The 13,816-nt window shown below is 64.0% G+C and carries 17 protein-coding genes; 13 read left to right on the top strand and 4 right to left on the bottom strand.

Features of this window, described 5'->3' with window-relative positions; genetic code table 11:
• Nucleotides 1–21: 21 nt before the first annotated feature.
• Nucleotides 22–1,017: a DUF3800 domain-containing protein gene (locus EJ903_RS02275; protein ID WP_126611658.1), complete on the top strand. Its 996-nt coding sequence runs from the start codon at nt 22–24 to the stop codon at nt 1,015–1,017.
• Nucleotides 1,018–1,096: 79 nt separating this feature from the next.
• Here EJ903_RS02275 and EJ903_RS02270 read toward each other — a convergent pair whose 3' ends face one another.
• The gene (locus tag EJ903_RS02270; protein ID WP_126611656.1) at nt 1,097–2,014 is read right to left on the bottom strand and encodes an IS1595 family transposase; all 918 of its coding nucleotides are present in this window, start codon (nt 2,012–2,014) and stop codon (nt 1,097–1,099) included.
• 266 nt (nt 2,015–2,280) lie between these two features.
• Here EJ903_RS02270 and EJ903_RS02265 point away from each other — a divergent pair, with 266 nt between their 5' ends.
• From EJ903_RS02265 to EJ903_RS02240, 6 genes are all read left to right on the top strand, one after another.
• A complete protein-coding gene (locus EJ903_RS02265) occupies nt 2,281–2,544 on the top strand; it encodes a hypothetical protein (protein WP_126611654.1) in 264 nt (87 codons plus the stop codon).
• 283 nt (nt 2,545–2,827) lie between these two features.
• A complete protein-coding gene (sdhC, locus tag EJ903_RS02260) occupies nt 2,828–3,217 on the top strand; it encodes a succinate dehydrogenase, cytochrome b556 subunit (protein WP_126611652.1) in 390 nt (129 codons plus the stop codon).
• An 11-nt stretch (nt 3,218–3,228) separates the two neighbouring features.
• On the top strand, nt 3,229–3,624 hold the full coding sequence (gene sdhD / locus EJ903_RS02255; protein ID WP_126611650.1) for a succinate dehydrogenase, hydrophobic membrane anchor protein: 396 nt from the start codon (nt 3,229–3,231) through the stop codon (nt 3,622–3,624).
• Between the two features lie 5 nt (nt 3,625–3,629).
• Nucleotides 3,630–5,414, top strand: a complete 1,785-nt coding sequence (gene sdhA / locus EJ903_RS02250; protein WP_126611648.1) for a succinate dehydrogenase flavoprotein subunit — start codon at nt 3,630–3,632, stop codon at nt 5,412–5,414.
• A 26-nt stretch (nt 5,415–5,440) separates the two neighbouring features.
• A complete protein-coding gene (locus tag EJ903_RS02245; RefSeq protein ID WP_126611647.1) occupies nt 5,441–6,217 on the top strand; it encodes a succinate dehydrogenase iron-sulfur subunit in 777 nt (258 codons plus the stop codon).
• A gap of 199 nt (nt 6,218–6,416) precedes the next feature.
• Complete coding sequence (locus tag EJ903_RS02240; RefSeq protein ID WP_126611645.1) at nt 6,417–7,265, top strand: branched-chain amino acid aminotransferase; 849 nt, start codon at nt 6,417–6,419, stop codon at nt 7,263–7,265.
• 249 nt (nt 7,266–7,514) lie between these two features.
• Here the strand turns inward: EJ903_RS02240 and EJ903_RS02235 are convergent, their stop codons facing one another.
• Complete coding sequence (locus tag EJ903_RS02235; protein WP_126611644.1) at nt 7,515–8,147, bottom strand: S24 family peptidase; 633 nt, start codon at nt 8,145–8,147, stop codon at nt 7,515–7,517.
• A 233-nt stretch (nt 8,148–8,380) separates the two neighbouring features.
• Between EJ903_RS02235 and EJ903_RS02230 the strand changes: the two genes are divergently transcribed.
• The 6 genes from EJ903_RS02230 to EJ903_RS02205 all read left to right on the top strand — a co-directional run bounded on the left by EJ903_RS02230 (nt 8,381) and on the right by EJ903_RS02205 (nt 12,479).
• Nucleotides 8,381–8,794 carry a hypothetical protein gene (locus tag EJ903_RS02230; RefSeq protein WP_246015100.1) on the top strand — a complete coding sequence of 138 codons (414 nt, stop codon included), beginning with the start codon at nt 8,381–8,383 and terminating at the stop codon, nt 8,792–8,794.
• Nucleotides 8,791–9,222 (top strand): hypothetical protein, encoded by a 432-nt coding sequence (locus EJ903_RS02225; protein ID WP_246015099.1) that lies wholly within the window; start codon nt 8,791–8,793, stop codon nt 9,220–9,222. The genes EJ903_RS02230 and EJ903_RS02225 overlap by 4 nt, the downstream gene beginning before the upstream one ends.
• A 30-nt stretch (nt 9,223–9,252) precedes the next feature.
• Nucleotides 9,253–10,236 carry a portal protein gene (locus tag EJ903_RS02220; RefSeq protein WP_417281844.1) on the top strand — a complete coding sequence of 328 codons (984 nt, stop codon included), beginning with the start codon at nt 9,253–9,255 and terminating at the stop codon, nt 10,234–10,236.
• A 131-nt stretch (nt 10,237–10,367) separates the two neighbouring features.
• Nucleotides 10,368–11,621, top strand: a complete 1,254-nt coding sequence (locus tag EJ903_RS02215) for a site-specific integrase (RefSeq protein ID WP_158627859.1) — start codon at nt 10,368–10,370, stop codon at nt 11,619–11,621.
• Between the two features lie 97 nt (nt 11,622–11,718).
• Nucleotides 11,719–12,090, top strand: a complete 372-nt coding sequence (locus tag EJ903_RS02210; RefSeq protein WP_126611642.1) for a toxin-antitoxin system TumE family protein — start codon at nt 11,719–11,721, stop codon at nt 12,088–12,090.
• Nucleotides 12,087–12,479, top strand: a complete 393-nt coding sequence (locus EJ903_RS02205) for an HVO_A0114 family putative DNA-binding protein (protein ID WP_126611641.1) — start codon at nt 12,087–12,089, stop codon at nt 12,477–12,479. The genes EJ903_RS02210 and EJ903_RS02205 overlap by 4 nt, the downstream gene beginning before the upstream one ends.
• Before the next feature lie 625 nt (nt 12,480–13,104).
• Here the strand turns inward: EJ903_RS02205 and EJ903_RS02200 are convergent.
• Together EJ903_RS02200 and EJ903_RS02195 are read right to left on the bottom strand one after the other, a co-directional pair.
• Complete coding sequence (locus tag EJ903_RS02200; RefSeq protein ID WP_126611639.1) at nt 13,105–13,347, bottom strand: helix-turn-helix domain-containing protein; 243 nt, start codon at nt 13,345–13,347, stop codon at nt 13,105–13,107.
• Between the two features lie 160 nt (nt 13,348–13,507).
• Nucleotides 13,508–13,780, bottom strand: coding sequence for a helix-turn-helix domain-containing protein (locus EJ903_RS02195; protein WP_246015098.1), 273 nt, complete (start codon nt 13,778–13,780; stop codon nt 13,508–13,510).
• Nucleotides 13,781–13,816 lie beyond the last annotated feature (36 nt).

Raw genomic sequence — 13,816 nt, 5'->3', positions numbered from 1 at the left:
TGGTTGCGCGTGGCCGTTCACATGGAATACCACTACATCGCCTACATTGATGAGGCCGGCGACTACGGCCTCAAGACAGTCAAGCCCATCGATGAAAACGGGTCAAGCGAGTGGTTCATTCTGTCGGCTGTCGTCATCGATGCGGCAAGAGAGAGTGAGGTTGCTGGGTGGGTCGAACATATTACTGCCAGCGCTCGCCTTATTCAGCGCCAGATGAAAGTGCTTCACTTCAAGAACCTTCTTCCAGTGACCAAGACGCTAGTCTGCACATCCGTCGCAAGCCTTCCTCTTCGTTGCTTTATTGTAGCGTCGAATAAGCAAAACATGAGAGGGTACGCCAATCCGTTTGCAGAACAAATTCCGTCAAAGAATTGGTTTTATTGTTGGATGTCACGAATTTTACTTGAGCGTGTCACTCAATACGTAAAGCAAAGATCAATTAAGCACTACGGAGAGCCGAAGAAGGTCAAGTTGGAATATAGCGAATGCGGAGGTCTGTCTTATTCGCAGATGAACGCATATTATGAATGGCTGAAGATGAAGAGCGGAGCCGCAAACTTGTTTCTGCCATTGGGAGATTTGGCATGGGAGACAATGGACCGCAGCTTGCTTAAAGTTTATCCGCACAAGGAGCGCCCAGGGCTACAAATTGCTGACATTGTTGCAAGTGCATTCTTTAAGTCGTGCGATATTCACGACACGAGGGAATGCGACCCTCAATTTGCTAAATTGTTACGTCCCCGCATGGCGCGGTCAATTTACAAGGGAGATAACTTGATTTCGGGATATGGTGTGAAGCTATTCCCTTCATACAAGAAGGTTAACATTACCAGTCAGCAGAAAGAGATTTTCCAGTTTTACGGATACCCAAAGCAGTGGTGGGACCCGGACCCGTCTAATCCGAGGGCATATAGGCCGCCGATCTATCGGAGGCGACCGTCCACTCAGACGCCACGAGGCCGAAATCTTCCCGCAACCCGAGCGCCCCGGCGTCCCACCAGTGATGAAGATATGTGATGCTGACTCAACAGTCAAGTGGATGGTGCATGAAAAACAGCCGGAGCACTAAGTCTTTGATCCTGATTCTTTTTTCAAATCAGACACCAACCCGCCGATAGGTCAGTCGTTTCCCGGAGATTCCGGTCAGTGCATCTCCCGTACGGGTAAGATCATCTATACCACGATTGTTGTAGCGAAAATCGAATTCCGCCAGATAGCGGTGCAGATGCTTCTTGGCGCAGTGCTGGTACACGCCCTTCATCCCGCGCTTGAAGATGCTGAAGAAGCCTTCAATCGTATTCGTGTGGATCGGGCCACGACCGTACTCGCCCTGACCGTGGCGCACCACGCGATGGGCGGCGAACTCGTTGCCCAGATGGACGTATTGGTCGGCTTTGTCGGTGCACACCCTGCTCTCCTTGGCGATGTTCTCGCGCAGGATCGGGGTGAGATCCTTTGCCTTCAGGCTGTCCACCACCATAGACCGGGCGCGGCCAGTCTTCCGGTCCACCAGCGCCAGCACCTTGTGCTTGTGGGCATAGCCACGGCTTTTCTTCTCGCCCTTGGGCTTTACGGTGCGGTCGATGCCGATGAACGTCTCGTCAACCTCGACCGTCTCACCCTCGCCGCCCATCGGGTCGAAGCCCAGCGTGCGCATCGCCTCGCGGACACGGTGCGTCATGAACCAAGCCGTCTTGTAGGTCACATCCAGCACGCGGTGGAGCTGGTGGGAGCTGATGCCCTTCTTGGAGGAGCACAGCAGATAGCAAGCCTGGAACCACTTGTAGAGCGGAACGTGGCTGGACTCGAAGACCGTGCCGACCTTCACCGTGAACTGCTTGCGGCACTGGTAGCACTTGTGGACGCCGATGCGGGTAGCGCTGCCCGCTAGCTTGCCGATCCGCTCGTAGCCGCCGCAGTGCGGGCACACCGGGCCGTTCGGCCAAACGATGCTCTCCAGCTTCGCGTAAGCGGCTTCTTCGTCGTGGAAGTACGGGGCGGACAGGACGGACATAGGGGCATTTCCTCTATGTCCCTACCTTACCCTGGTACCGTGGGTTTTTAAAGTATATAAACGCCTTCTTTTTGGGGTTGTGACCCGTTGTCCGCGCACCGGATGGCCGACGGTGGTGGCAAATCACCGGATGACCGCGCATCGCACAGCGACAGGCGGCCGGGCGCAAGGACCCATCCACGCGCGATTGCCAGCGCCCGCGCACCCTGACATGATGCGCTAACCATTCCTTCACCAAGCCAACCGAAGCCAGCCGCGCCCGCGCCATGACGACGACCATCGAAGATCTCATCGCCAAGGCGATCAAGGACGCCGACAAGTCCTTTTTCAACGAGGACTACGCCAAGCAGGCCAAGGCCGTGACCACCGCGCTGAAAAAGGCGGGGTACGAGGTGGCCCCGGTGAAGCCGCCGGAAGGGTTGGTGGAATGGGCCAAGGAGAACATCCCCTTTGGTCGGTTGCGCCCGGCGGAACTCATCACCCAGATGTACTCGATGATGGTCGAGAACGTGCGGCGGTTCGACAAGTAAGCGCGCGAAAGAACCGCGCGCAGGTTTCGCCCGCGCCGGTTCGATGGTAATACCACGAGACGCGGACGCCGTTTCTTTTCAGCCACTTCCCGCACCGCGCCAAAAACGTCACACCGTCGGCTTTTGCACGGGCCGCGCCGTTGACTCGGATGCTGCGTGAGCGTAATTCAATGCGCCAACCAATCGGAGCGGAAAACCGTTCCATCCCAGGGCACGCACCACCCAGCCGTCGCGGCACTCGTCATGTTCCGCCGCGATCGGCCGCCGAACAGAGGACGACGCAATGGCAAACGGCAGCGGTCGGCCGCTCTCCCCGCATCTTCAGGTCTACAAACTCCCGTTGACCGCGATCCTGTCCATCACGCACCGCATCACGGGCGTGGGGCTGGCCGTGGGCACCCTTCTCCTGACCTGGTGGCTGGTGGCCGCCGCCGTCAGCCCCGAAGCCTTTGCGCGCGCGCAGGGCTTCATCGGTTCAGGCTTTGGCCTGCTGCTGATGTTCGGCTGGTCGGCCGCGCTCTACTACCACCTGTGCAACGGCATCCGTCACCTGGTGTGGGATGCCGGCAAGTCGTTCGAGCTGTCGGACGCTGACCGCAACAACCGGATCGTTCTGGGTGCGGCTGCCGCGCTCACCGTGCTGACGTGGATCGTCGGCCTGGCCGTGTGGTGAGGAGAGAGAGCATGGCGTCCAACACCTCGGATCTGCGTTCGCCGCTGGCCCGCGCGCGCGGCCTCGGTTCGGCCAAGGATGGTACGGAGCATTGGTGGGGGCAGCGCCTGTCCGCCATGGCGCTGGTCCCGCTGACCATCTGGTTCGTCTTCGGCGTCATCCGCCATCTGGGGGCCGACTACACGGCTTTCCACGCCTGGATGAAGTCGCCCTTCTCGGCGGTGATGATGATCCTGACCGCCGTCGTCACCTTCCACCACGCCCATGCGGGCCTGCAGGTGGTGATCGAGGATTACGTCCACGTTGAATGGCAGAAGCTGGCGCTGCTGATCGCCGTCAAGTTCCTGTCCTTCGCGCTCGCGGCGGCCTGCGTGCTCGCCGTCGCCAAGATTTTCATCGGAGCCTGACGACCATGGCGACCGCCTATCAGATCATCGATCACACCTATGACGTCGTCGTCGTCGGCGCCGGCGGGGCCGGTCTGCGCGCCACCTTCGGCATGGCCGAAAAGGGGCTGAAGACCGCCTGCATCACCAAGGTGTTCCCCACGCGCAGCCACACCGTTGCCGCCCAGGGCGGCATCTCGGCGGCGCTCGGTAACATGGGCGAGGACGATTGGCGCTACCACATGTACGACACCGTGAAGGGGTCGGACTGGCTGGGCGACCAGGACGCCATCGAGTACATGTGCCGCGAGGCCATTCCGGCGATCATCGAGCTGGAGCATTACGGCGTGCCGTTCTCGCGCACCCCGGAAGGCAAGATCTACCAGCGCGCCTTCGGCGGCATGACCGCGCAGTACGGCAAGACCCAGGCCTATCGCACCTGTGCGGCCGCCGACCGCACCGGCCACGCCATGCTGCACACGCTCTATCAGCAGTCGCTGAAGCATGAGGCCGAATTCTTCGTCGAGTATTTCGCGCTCGACCTCATCATGGAAGACGGCGTCTGCAAGGGCGTGCTCGCCTGGAACCTGGACGACGGCACCATCCACCGCTTCCGTGGCCAGCTCGTCGTTCTGGCGACCGGCGGCTATGGCCGCGCGTATTTCTCGGCGACCTCGGCCCACACCTGCACGGGCGACGGCGGCGGCATGGTGCTGCGCGCCGGCCTGCCGATGCAGGACATGGAGTTCGTGCAGTTCCACCCGACCGGCATCTACGGCTCCGGCTGCCTCATCACCGAGGGCGTGCGCGGCGAGGGCGGCTATCTGACCAACTCCAACGGCGAACGCTTCATGGAGCGTTACGCGCCGTCGGCCAAGGATCTGGCCTCGCGCGACGTCGTGTCCCGCTCGATGACCATCGAGATTCGCGAAGGGCGCGGCGTGGGTGAGCACAAGGACCACATCCATCTGCACCTGGAGCATCTGCCGCCCGAGATCATCCACCAGCGCCTGCCCGGCATCGCCGAGACGGCCAAGATCTTCGCGGGTGTGGACGTGACCAAGGAGCCGATCCCGGTTCTGCCGACCGTCCACTACAACATGGGCGGCATCCCCACCAACTTCCGCTGCGAAGTGGTCTCGCCCACCGCCGAAAACCCCGATCAGGTCGTGCCCGGCCTGATGGCGATCGGCGAAGCGGCCTGCGTGTCGGTCCATGGCGCGAACCGCCTCGGCTCGAACTCGCTGCTGGATCTGGTGGTGTTCGGCCGTGCGGCGGCCATCCGCGCGGCGGAAATCGTCACGCCGGGCAAGTCGGTGTCGGTCAAGGCCGACAGCGCCGACGCCGCCCTGGAGCGTTTCGACCGCATCCGCAACGCCAAGGGGTCGATCAAGTCGGCCGACCTGCGCCTGGAAATGCAGCGGACGATGCAGAACAACTGCGCCGTCTTCCGCACCGGCGACGTGCTGAGCGAAGGCGTGAAGAAGATCGACGCCATCTTCGCCAAGAAGAACGACATTTCCATCAGCGACCGCTCGCTGGTGTGGAATTCCGATCTGGTCGAGGCGTTGGAACTGGACAACCTGCTGTTCCAGGCCGTCGCCACCCTGCATTCGGCGGAAAACCGCCCGGAAAGCCGTGGTGCGCACGCGCGTGAGGATTACCCGAACCGCGACGACGAGGATTGGATGAAGCACACGGCGATTTGGGTGGAAGAAGGCGGCCAGACGAAGATCGATTATCGTCCGGTCCACCTCTACACCCTGACCGACGAGGTCCAGGTGTTCCCGCCCAAGGCCCGCGTCTACTAAGCCCCGCATCGGCAAGGATAGCAACCATGGTTGAATTCAACCTGCCCGCCAACTCCAAGGTCGGTGTCGGCAAGACCATCAACGTCGCGAACGGCGCCAAGCGGGCGAAGAGCTTCAAGATCTACCGCTGGAGCCCGGACGACGGCCAGAACCCGCGCGTCGACACCTACATCGTCGACCTCGACAAGTTCGGGCCGATGATCCTCGACGCGATCATCTACATCAAGAACCAGGTCGACAGCACGCTGACCTTCCGCCGCTCCTGCCGTGAAGGCATCTGCGGGTCGTGCGCGATGAACATCGACGGCACGAACACGCTGGCCTGCCTGAAGGCCATCGAGGATGTGAAGGGCGACGTCGCGATCTACCCGCTGCCGCACATGCCGGTGGTCAAGGATCTCGTGCCCGACCTGAAGCACATCTACGCCCAGTTGGCCTCGATCAAGCCGTGGCTGCAAACGCAGTCCCCGGCCCCGAGCCGCGAGCGTCTGCAATCGCCGGAAGACCGCGCCAAGCTGGACGGTCTGTACGAGTGCATCCTGTGCTTCTGCTGCTCGACCTCCTGCCCCAGCTATTGGTGGAACGGCGACCGTTACCTCGGCCCGTCGATCCTCCTGCAAGCCTACCGCTGGATCGCCGACAGCCGCGACGAAATGACGGGCGAGCGCCTCGACAACCTTGAGGATCCGTTCCGCCTGTACCGTTGCCACACCATCATGAACTGCACCAAGGCGTGCCCGAAGGGTCTGAACCCCGCCAAGGCCATCGCCGAGATCAAGAAGCTGATGGTGGCCCGCCGCTGATCCACCCGATCCGCGACGCTGGTCCGTGACCCCGACGAGGCGCTTCGCAAGGAGCGCCTCGTTTCTTTTTGGGCCTGATGGGGCGCTCCGCAAGGAGCGTCCCGTTTGTTTTTGGACGTGATGGGGCCGGTTGACCCGACGCGGTGAGCGGGTATGCTCAACGAACAGGCAATTTTGGATCCCAGGAAGGACAACGATCATGGGTGGAACGACGGGGCAGGCGTGGAGTTGGGTGCAGGGCGAATGGCTGGAGGGCAATCCCCCCATCGTCGGGCCGCTGTCGCACGCCCTGTGGCTGTCGTCGGTGGTGTTCGACGGCGCGCGCGCCTTCCAGGGCGTCGCCCCCGATCTGGGGCTGCATTGCGAACGCGCCATCCGCTCCGCCCTGGTGATGGGGCTGGCCCCGATGGTCACGGCGGGGGAGATCGAGGAATTGTGCTGGGACGGCATCCGCCGCTTCGGCCCCGACGCGGAGCTGTACATCCGCCCGATGTTCTTCGCGGAGGAGGGCTTTGTCTCGCCCGATCCGGCGACCACGCGCTTTGTGCTGTCGATCTATGAGGATCCGATGCCCAAGCCGACCGGCTTCGCCGCCTGTCTGTCCAGCCGCCGCCGCCCGATCCCCAGCATGGCCCCGACCGAGGCCAAGGCCGCCTGTCTCTACCCGAACGCCGGTCTGGCGCTGACCGAGGCGCGCAAGCGCGGCTTCCAGAACGCCATCATGCTGGACGCCATCGGCAACGTCGCCGAATTCGCCACCGCCAACCTGTTCATCGCCAAGGATGGGGTGGTGCGCACGCCGGTTCCCAACGGCTGTTTCCTGAACGGCATCACCCGCCAGCGCATCATCGCCCTGCTGCGCGCCGACGGCGTGACGGTGGAGGAAGTGACCTTGACCCCCGCCGACGTGCTGAACGCCGACGAGGTGTTTTCCACCGGCAACCACGCCAAATGCGTGCCGGTGACGAAGGTGGAGGATCGCGTCTTCGCGCCGGGTCCGCTGTTTGCCCGCGCCCGCGCGCTCTATTGGGAATACGCGTTCCGTTAATCCGCCTGGCGCAACCGCAGGGCCACCGCCCGGTGATGCGCCAGCGCGGCGCACAGCCGGGCGAGCCACCCGTCGGATGGGCAGGCGCGAAGCGGCAGGCGGGGGGATCAGAGCGCGGCATGGCGGCAGCATCGCGCCACCACGCAGCCCAATCAAGGAAATTTACCCTAAAACCATAGACATTGAGGTCGCCGGAGCGGCTGCTCCGATGGCGGCGCTCACCCTGCGATGGTCCTCACCCTGTGATGCTCACTGGCTGGCCCAGATGATGCGGGCCATCCACGCAACCTCGCCGCGCGGGATGCTGCGGTCGGGGTGGGCGCGGTTGATCGACAGAAGTTCGATGCGGGTCGCGGTTTCGCGGACCAACTGCTTGGCCATCACCTCGCCGCCGCGCGTGCGCACGACGACGCGGTCGTTGCGGCGGATTTGGGCGGCGGGCGACACGATGATGGTGTCGCCGTCGCGGTAGACCGGTTCCATGCTGTCGCCGGCGATTTCCAGCGCGTAGGCCTGCGGATCGCCCAGGCTGGGGAACAGCAGCTCGTCCCAGCCGGTGCCGACCGGGAACCCGGCGTCGTCGAAGTACCCGGCGTTGCCCGCCTGGGCGTAGCCGATGACCGGAACCCGCTGGAACGCGCCGGGTCCGGCGGTATCCCCGATCAGCGAGACGAAATCGGTCAGCGACACACTGGTCGCGTCCAGCACCTTGGAGATGCTTTCGGTCGAGGGCCAGCGCAGCTTGCCGTCGCCGGTCGTCCGTTTGCTCTTGTTGAAGGTGGTCGGATCCAATCCGGCGCGGCGCGCCAGGCCCGACGCGGAGAGGCCGCTTTGCGCCGCGAGGCGATCAATGGCCCGCCAGATGTCCGTGTGTTTCAGCATGGGACGATAATCACATAATCCCGCCGCACCGTCCCTAGGAACTTTTTCATAAAATCATTGACCGCACCCCGTAATAGAAACAAAAAGAAAACACAAACACCACCCCACCGGGAAAAAACCCGTGACGGCGGGTGGGGTGGGGTGCGGTTGGGAAACAAAGCTTGGGTGTTCCCCACGCGGGACCGCCTGCGGACCGCCCCCCGCTCCACCCGTCCGTCCGACAGGAGACGAGCATGGCGATCCCCCATTGTGTCCCCACCAGCCGCCCCGCCGCCAACCCGCCGCCGGGCGTGATCGTGCGTTCGGGCGATCCCTTTGGCGTCGAGGGGACCCCCTTCAACAGCGCCGAGGAGGCGTGGTTCTGGTCGGTCCAGGCCGAGGACGCCAAGGCGGCGGGCGCGCGGGTGGCCGCCGGGCGCGGCGCGGTGCAGCGCCCCTGCGAACCGGCGGACGTGATGCGGGCGGTGGATCGCCTGTACCGCAGCCGCGCCCTGCTGCGCGACCATCTGTATGTGCTGGCCCATTACGGCCGCCGCCTCAGCGCGCCCGATCCCGACCGCCACCGCGAGCAGCGCGCCCACAGCCTGTGGGGGGAGGCGTTCGCCCGGCTGGCCCCGGTGCTGCGGGCCAAGGGCATCGTGCGATGAGCCACGCCCCCGCATCACTCCCGGTCCCCCGCCGCGCGCCCGGGGAACCGGCCACCGCCCCGGCCGCCTGGGTGGTGTTCCGGGGGGAGTCGCCCTTGTGGTGGTTGCGCCCGCTCAAACCCGGCTTCCGCCACTGTCTGGCCCTGTTGAACGACGGGCGGCGCTGGGTGGTGGTCGATCCGCTCGCCCCCTTCACCGACGTGGCGGTGCTGGATCTGCCGCCGGGCTTCGATCTGCCCGGCTGGTACCGCGACCAGGGGCTGACGGTGGACACCGCGCCGTTGCGGCGCGGGTTGACCCGCCCGGCCCCCTGGGGGCCGTTCACCTGCGTGGAGGCGGTCAAGCGGCTGCTGGGGCTGCACGCGCCCTTTGTCGTCACCCCGTGGCAATTGCACCGCCATCTGACCCGCGCCGCCCACGGCGTTTGAGGGAGAGGTCGTTTGAGGGAGAGTTCCGCCATGCCCAACCGCCACCGGGCCGATCTGGCCCCGCCGGATCACCCGCACCCCCCTTCGGAACCGGACCGGGAGGAGGCGCAACGCCTGCTGGAGCGCTACCGCGCCGCCCGCGAACGCCGCACCGTGTGGGAAAGCCATTGGCAGGAGTGCTACGACCACGCCCTGCCGAACGGCCAGCCCTTTCGCGGGGTCGGCACGCCGGGGGACCGGCGGGTCGATCGGCTGTTCGACGGAACCGCTCCCGACGCGGTGGAGCAGCTCGCCGCCAGTCTGTTGTCGGAACTGACGCCGCCCTGGTCGCGCTGGTTCGGCTTTCAACCCGGCCCGGCGCTGACCGGGGCGGAGCGTGACCGCGTCGCCCCGATGCTCGACCGCGCCGCCGGGCTGGTCCAGGCGCATTTCGACCGCTCCAACTTCGCGGTGGAGGCGCATCAGGCGTTTCTCGACCTTGTCACCGTCGGCACCGCCTGCCTGCTGATGGAGGAGGCCGCCCCCGGCGGTGAGTCGGCCCTGCGCTTCACCGCCGTGCCGCTGGCCGAAGCGGTGCTGGAGGAGGGGCCGGACGGCCGCCTCGACGCCACCTTCCGCCGCAGCGAGGCCACGCTCGCCCAACTGCGCCACCGCTTCCCCGCCGCCGCCCTGCCGGACGCGGTGGAGCGGGGCGGGGCCGACGAGCCGGACCGCCGGTTCCCGCTGGTGGAAGCGGTGCTGCCCGATGGTCTGGCCTACCGCTGGGGCGTGGTGCTGGACAGCGGTCTGGCCGATCCGTCCTGGCTGGCGCAGGGGCGCTTCGCCCAATCGCCCTTCGTCAATTTCCGCTGGCTGAAGGCCCCCGGCGAAACCTATGGCCGCTCCCCGGTGATGAAGGCGCTGCCCGACATCAAAACCGCCAACAAGGTGGTGGAACTGGTGCTGAAAAACGCCTCCATCGCCGTGACCGGCATCTGGCAGGCCCGTGATTTATATTTTCCGATGGTTGCGTGAGCTTTCTGGAATTGGCTAGTCACATTGATTTTACAGGGTTTTTTACGAGATAGTGGGGCAACGACACTCCGGGAAAACTCACGCATTTTCCCTTGCCTGCTTACATGGCGCTTACATGGAGACGCCGCCCAATGCCGAAGATCACAAAAAAGTTGGTCGATGTGACGACCGCCGACGGGCGGACGCGCTTCCTCTGGGATGACGAATTGCCCGGTTTCGGCTTCTGCGTCACGGTGGCCGGGGCGAAATCCTACGTTGTGCAATATCGCTTTGGTGGCCGCTCCCGCCGGATGACCGTCGCCCGCCATGGCGTCATGACCCCGGATGAGGCCCGCAAAGAGGCGCGCCTGATCCTGGCCGACGTGGCGCGCGGGTTGGACCCGGCGGCGCGGCGTGAGGAACAGCGGCGTGACCTCTCGGTGTCCGAACTGTGCGACCTCTATGTGTCGGAGGGGATGACCACAAAGAAGCCGTCCACCATCGCGACCGACAAGGGCAAGCTGGAGCGGCATGTCAAGCCGCTGCTGGGCAAGCGTCTGCTGCGGTCCATCACCCGTGCGGACATCGAGCGGTTTCAGGCGGACGTTGCCACCGGCAAGACCGCTGCCGACATCAAGGGCGGGTTCAAATCCCGCTCGACCGTGACCGGAGGGCGAGGGGCTGCCGCCCGCGTCCTGGGGCTGCTGTCGGGCGTGTTTCAGTTCGCGGTGAACCGCAACCTGCGCCCTGACAATCCGGTGCGGGGCGTCAAGCGGTTTGCCGATAAGAAGTGCGAACGGTTCCTGTCGCCGTCTGAAATGGCGCGGCTTGGCAAGGCGTTGGCCGACCTGATCGACGAAGGAGCCAATCCGGTTGCGGTCAATGTCGCGCGCCTGCTGGCGTTGACCGGCTGCCGACGCGGTGAAATCACCGGGTTGCGTTGGGAGTGGGTGGATTGGGATCGGGCGTGCATTCGCTTCCCCGACTCCAAGACCGGGGCAAAGGTGGTGCCGTTGGGCGCGGCGGCGCTGGGGCTGCTGACCGCCTTGCAGGGCGATGAGCGAACCGGCCCGGTGTTCCCTGGTCGGGGGCGCGACGGCACCACCACCGCCGTGTGGAAGGTGTGGGACAAGGCCCGGACGCGCGCCGAGTTGCCGGGCGTGCGCATTCACGACCTGCGCCACAGCTTCGCCAGCGTCGGCGCGTCGGGTGGCGACAGCCTTGTTGTGATCGGTGCTTTGCTGGGCCATCGGGACACCACCACCACGGCCCGCTATGCCCACCTGTCGAACGATCCCCTGAAGGCTGCCGCCGACCGGATCGCCGGGACCATTGCCGCCGCGATGAAGGGAGAGACCAGCGGCAACGTGGTGCCACTCGCATCCAAAAGGCCGGGGCGTTCATAGGCGTTGAACTTGTGGGCGTTGAACTTCGGGGCTGCGACTCGGGACGCGTTGAAACATCTATCATCCGATGATAGGTTTAAGGCGCTGGGGAGGGGGCATGGTTGATGAACAATGGGGGCTTCAAACCCTTCTCGATATGGATGGGCAGCGCGGTGAAGTCGGGGGCGGCTATTGGTTCAAGATCGAAGCGCGCGCGGTCCCGCTGTCACCGGCCATTCCGCACGGGGTCAAATACTCGCTGACGCTGCATGTCATGGAGGGGCCGCGCATCTTCGGGATCGACAACGCGCACGCTCCGAAGGTGACGGGGGAAAGGCGCGGGCCGGGGCGGGTGCGGCGGATTGAGTACGACCACCAGCATCATGGGCAGAAAATCAGCTTCTACGAATATGTGTCGGCGCAAGACCTGTTGACGGACTTTTTCGCCAAAGTCGATGCGGTGCTGAAAGAGCGAGGGGTGAAATCATGACCGAACGTGTCGTCAAGGTGGGGATCGCCACCTATGAACAGCAAAAGGCGCGGTTGATGGCCATCGCTCGCGGTGAACACAAGCCTGCGCCGGATGAGCCGAAAATCTGGTTCTCGTCCATCGAAAGCTTTGCGCAAGTCCTTTCGACCAAGAACCAACTGCTGTTGGAATTGATCGCGGAAGCCAAACCGTCATCCGTGGCGGAATTGGAAAGCTTGAGCGGGCGGAAGGGGCCGAACCTGTCGCGCACCCTGAAGACGCTGGCCGGGTTCGGGCTGGTCGATTTGCAACGCCACGGGCGCACCCTGGTGCCGCGTGCCGTTTATGATCGGGTGTCGGTGGATTTGCCATTGCTCACCGCTGCGCACCAACGTGGGGCGTTGCTGTGAAGCGTCTGGACGAGGCTTGCCCCCACGTTGCTGCGGCGCGGATCGGGCGCAAGCGTGAGACGGTGCATTCACGGCCCGTGACGTGATCGTGCTGAACCCGAAGATCCCCCCGTCACTGAACGGCCAAACCGACTTCACGGACCGCACGCAAAACATAGCTTCGCGCTGGTTTGCGAGCAACTCTTGATTGGGGCGGGTATGGACCTGAAACGCAAGCGCATCGGCGGCATGTCTGGTCTTGCTCTTGACGTGGCGTGCGCCTCCCCGCACGCTGAATCGGTCTGTTGAGGGCGGAAGACCCAGCCGCCGCACTTTCCCGCAAGGGCGAGTTGAGGGCTTGACCCAAGAGATCCGTAATGGGGCACGGCTCAGACATGAAGGCCCGGCTTTCGCTGGGCCTTCTTTGCTTTCCGCTGTTGGCGGGCAGCGCTTCCGGTTGAAGGACCTGGATCGGCAGGGGCGTGAGCGGCGGGTGTTTGAGTGCGCCTGTTATGCTGGCGTGCCAGCGTGCAGCCGTTTTTTCAGGAAGGCTTGACCGACCGGAACGAATGTGGAACGAATAACCCCGCCAACGCCAGAAAACCAACCAAAGCCCGCCCGGTTCCGCCGTGGCGGGCTTTTTGTTTCAGGGAGCTTCCTTGCGCAGACGCACCCCAGCGCCACCGCCGTTTTCAGGGATGAACTCAACGCCCGCCGCTTCCAGGGCGGCGCGGATCGCGGCGAGGGTGGTTTCATATGCGGAGATCGTGCCGGGTTTTGATTCAAGCCGTTTGATGGTTGGCAAGGAGACCTTGGACTGTTCAGCCAAGTCACGCTGTTCCCAGCGCACGAGCATCCGTGCGGCTCTGACTTGCTCGCTGGTCAGCATGAGATGATACCTCAGGTATTGACTAGTGTTTGCTGGTTAGATTATGCCTGAGGTATCATGTTTTGCCAAGGAAGCCATCATGCGAGAGTTTCTTGCCACCCCCAAGGTGCGCCCTGATCGGGGCGCTGTTTCCCGCCGCCGGTTGGCGGCTCGTGCGGTTTCAGGGAGCTTCCTTGCGCAGACGCACCCCAGCGCCACCGCCGTTTTCAGGGATGAACTCAACGCCCGCCGCTTCCAGGGCGGCGCGGATCGCGGCGAGGTTGTTATGAGTTGGCGATCCCCGGCCCGCTTCAAAGTTGCGGATGGTGCTCTCGCCAAGATGGGATGCTTCGGCAAGCCGCTTTTGCGACCAGTCGATTAGTGCGCGAGCCGCACGGCATTGGGCTGGTGTCATCATGACAACGACAATGGCCGAAATAACGAAAATCGTCAACCGATACCGGAATGCGCTTGCTTCGTTTCGCGCACC

It is taken from the genome of Azospirillum griseum, assembly GCF_003966125.1.
GTDB lineage: Bacteria > Pseudomonadota > Alphaproteobacteria > Azospirillales > Azospirillaceae > Azospirillum > Azospirillum griseum.
This window is presented reverse-complemented; position numbering and strand designations above follow the sequence as displayed.

Coding starts and splice junctions, on each gene's coding strand:
- EJ903_RS02275 (WP_126611658.1), top strand. CDS start 22: ATGGAATACCACTACATCGCCTACATTGATGAGGCCGGCGACTACGGC.
- EJ903_RS02270 (WP_126611656.1), bottom strand. CDS start 2,014: ATGTCCGTCCTGTCCGCCCCGTACTTCCACGACGAAGAAGCCGCTTAC.
- EJ903_RS02265 (WP_126611654.1), top strand. CDS start 2,281: ATGACGACGACCATCGAAGATCTCATCGCCAAGGCGATCAAGGACGCC.
- sdhC (WP_126611652.1), top strand. CDS start 2,828: ATGGCAAACGGCAGCGGTCGGCCGCTCTCCCCGCATCTTCAGGTCTAC.
- sdhD (WP_126611650.1), top strand. CDS start 3,229: ATGGCGTCCAACACCTCGGATCTGCGTTCGCCGCTGGCCCGCGCGCGC.
- sdhA (WP_126611648.1), top strand. CDS start 3,630: ATGGCGACCGCCTATCAGATCATCGATCACACCTATGACGTCGTCGTC.
- EJ903_RS02245 (WP_126611647.1), top strand. CDS start 5,441: ATGGTTGAATTCAACCTGCCCGCCAACTCCAAGGTCGGTGTCGGCAAG.
- EJ903_RS02240 (WP_126611645.1), top strand. CDS start 6,417: ATGGGTGGAACGACGGGGCAGGCGTGGAGTTGGGTGCAGGGCGAATGG.
- EJ903_RS02235 (WP_126611644.1), bottom strand. CDS start 8,147: ATGCTGAAACACACGGACATCTGGCGGGCCATTGATCGCCTCGCGGCG.
- EJ903_RS02230 (WP_246015100.1), top strand. CDS start 8,381: ATGGCGATCCCCCATTGTGTCCCCACCAGCCGCCCCGCCGCCAACCCG.
- EJ903_RS02225 (WP_246015099.1), top strand. CDS start 8,791: ATGAGCCACGCCCCCGCATCACTCCCGGTCCCCCGCCGCGCGCCCGGG.
- EJ903_RS02220 (WP_417281844.1), top strand. CDS start 9,253: ATGCCCAACCGCCACCGGGCCGATCTGGCCCCGCCGGATCACCCGCAC.
- EJ903_RS02215 (WP_158627859.1), top strand. CDS start 10,368: ATGCCGAAGATCACAAAAAAGTTGGTCGATGTGACGACCGCCGACGGG.
- EJ903_RS02210 (WP_126611642.1), top strand. CDS start 11,719: ATGGTTGATGAACAATGGGGGCTTCAAACCCTTCTCGATATGGATGGG.
- EJ903_RS02205 (WP_126611641.1), top strand. CDS start 12,087: ATGACCGAACGTGTCGTCAAGGTGGGGATCGCCACCTATGAACAGCAA.
- EJ903_RS02200 (WP_126611639.1), bottom strand. CDS start 13,347: ATGCTGACCAGCGAGCAAGTCAGAGCCGCACGGATGCTCGTGCGCTGG.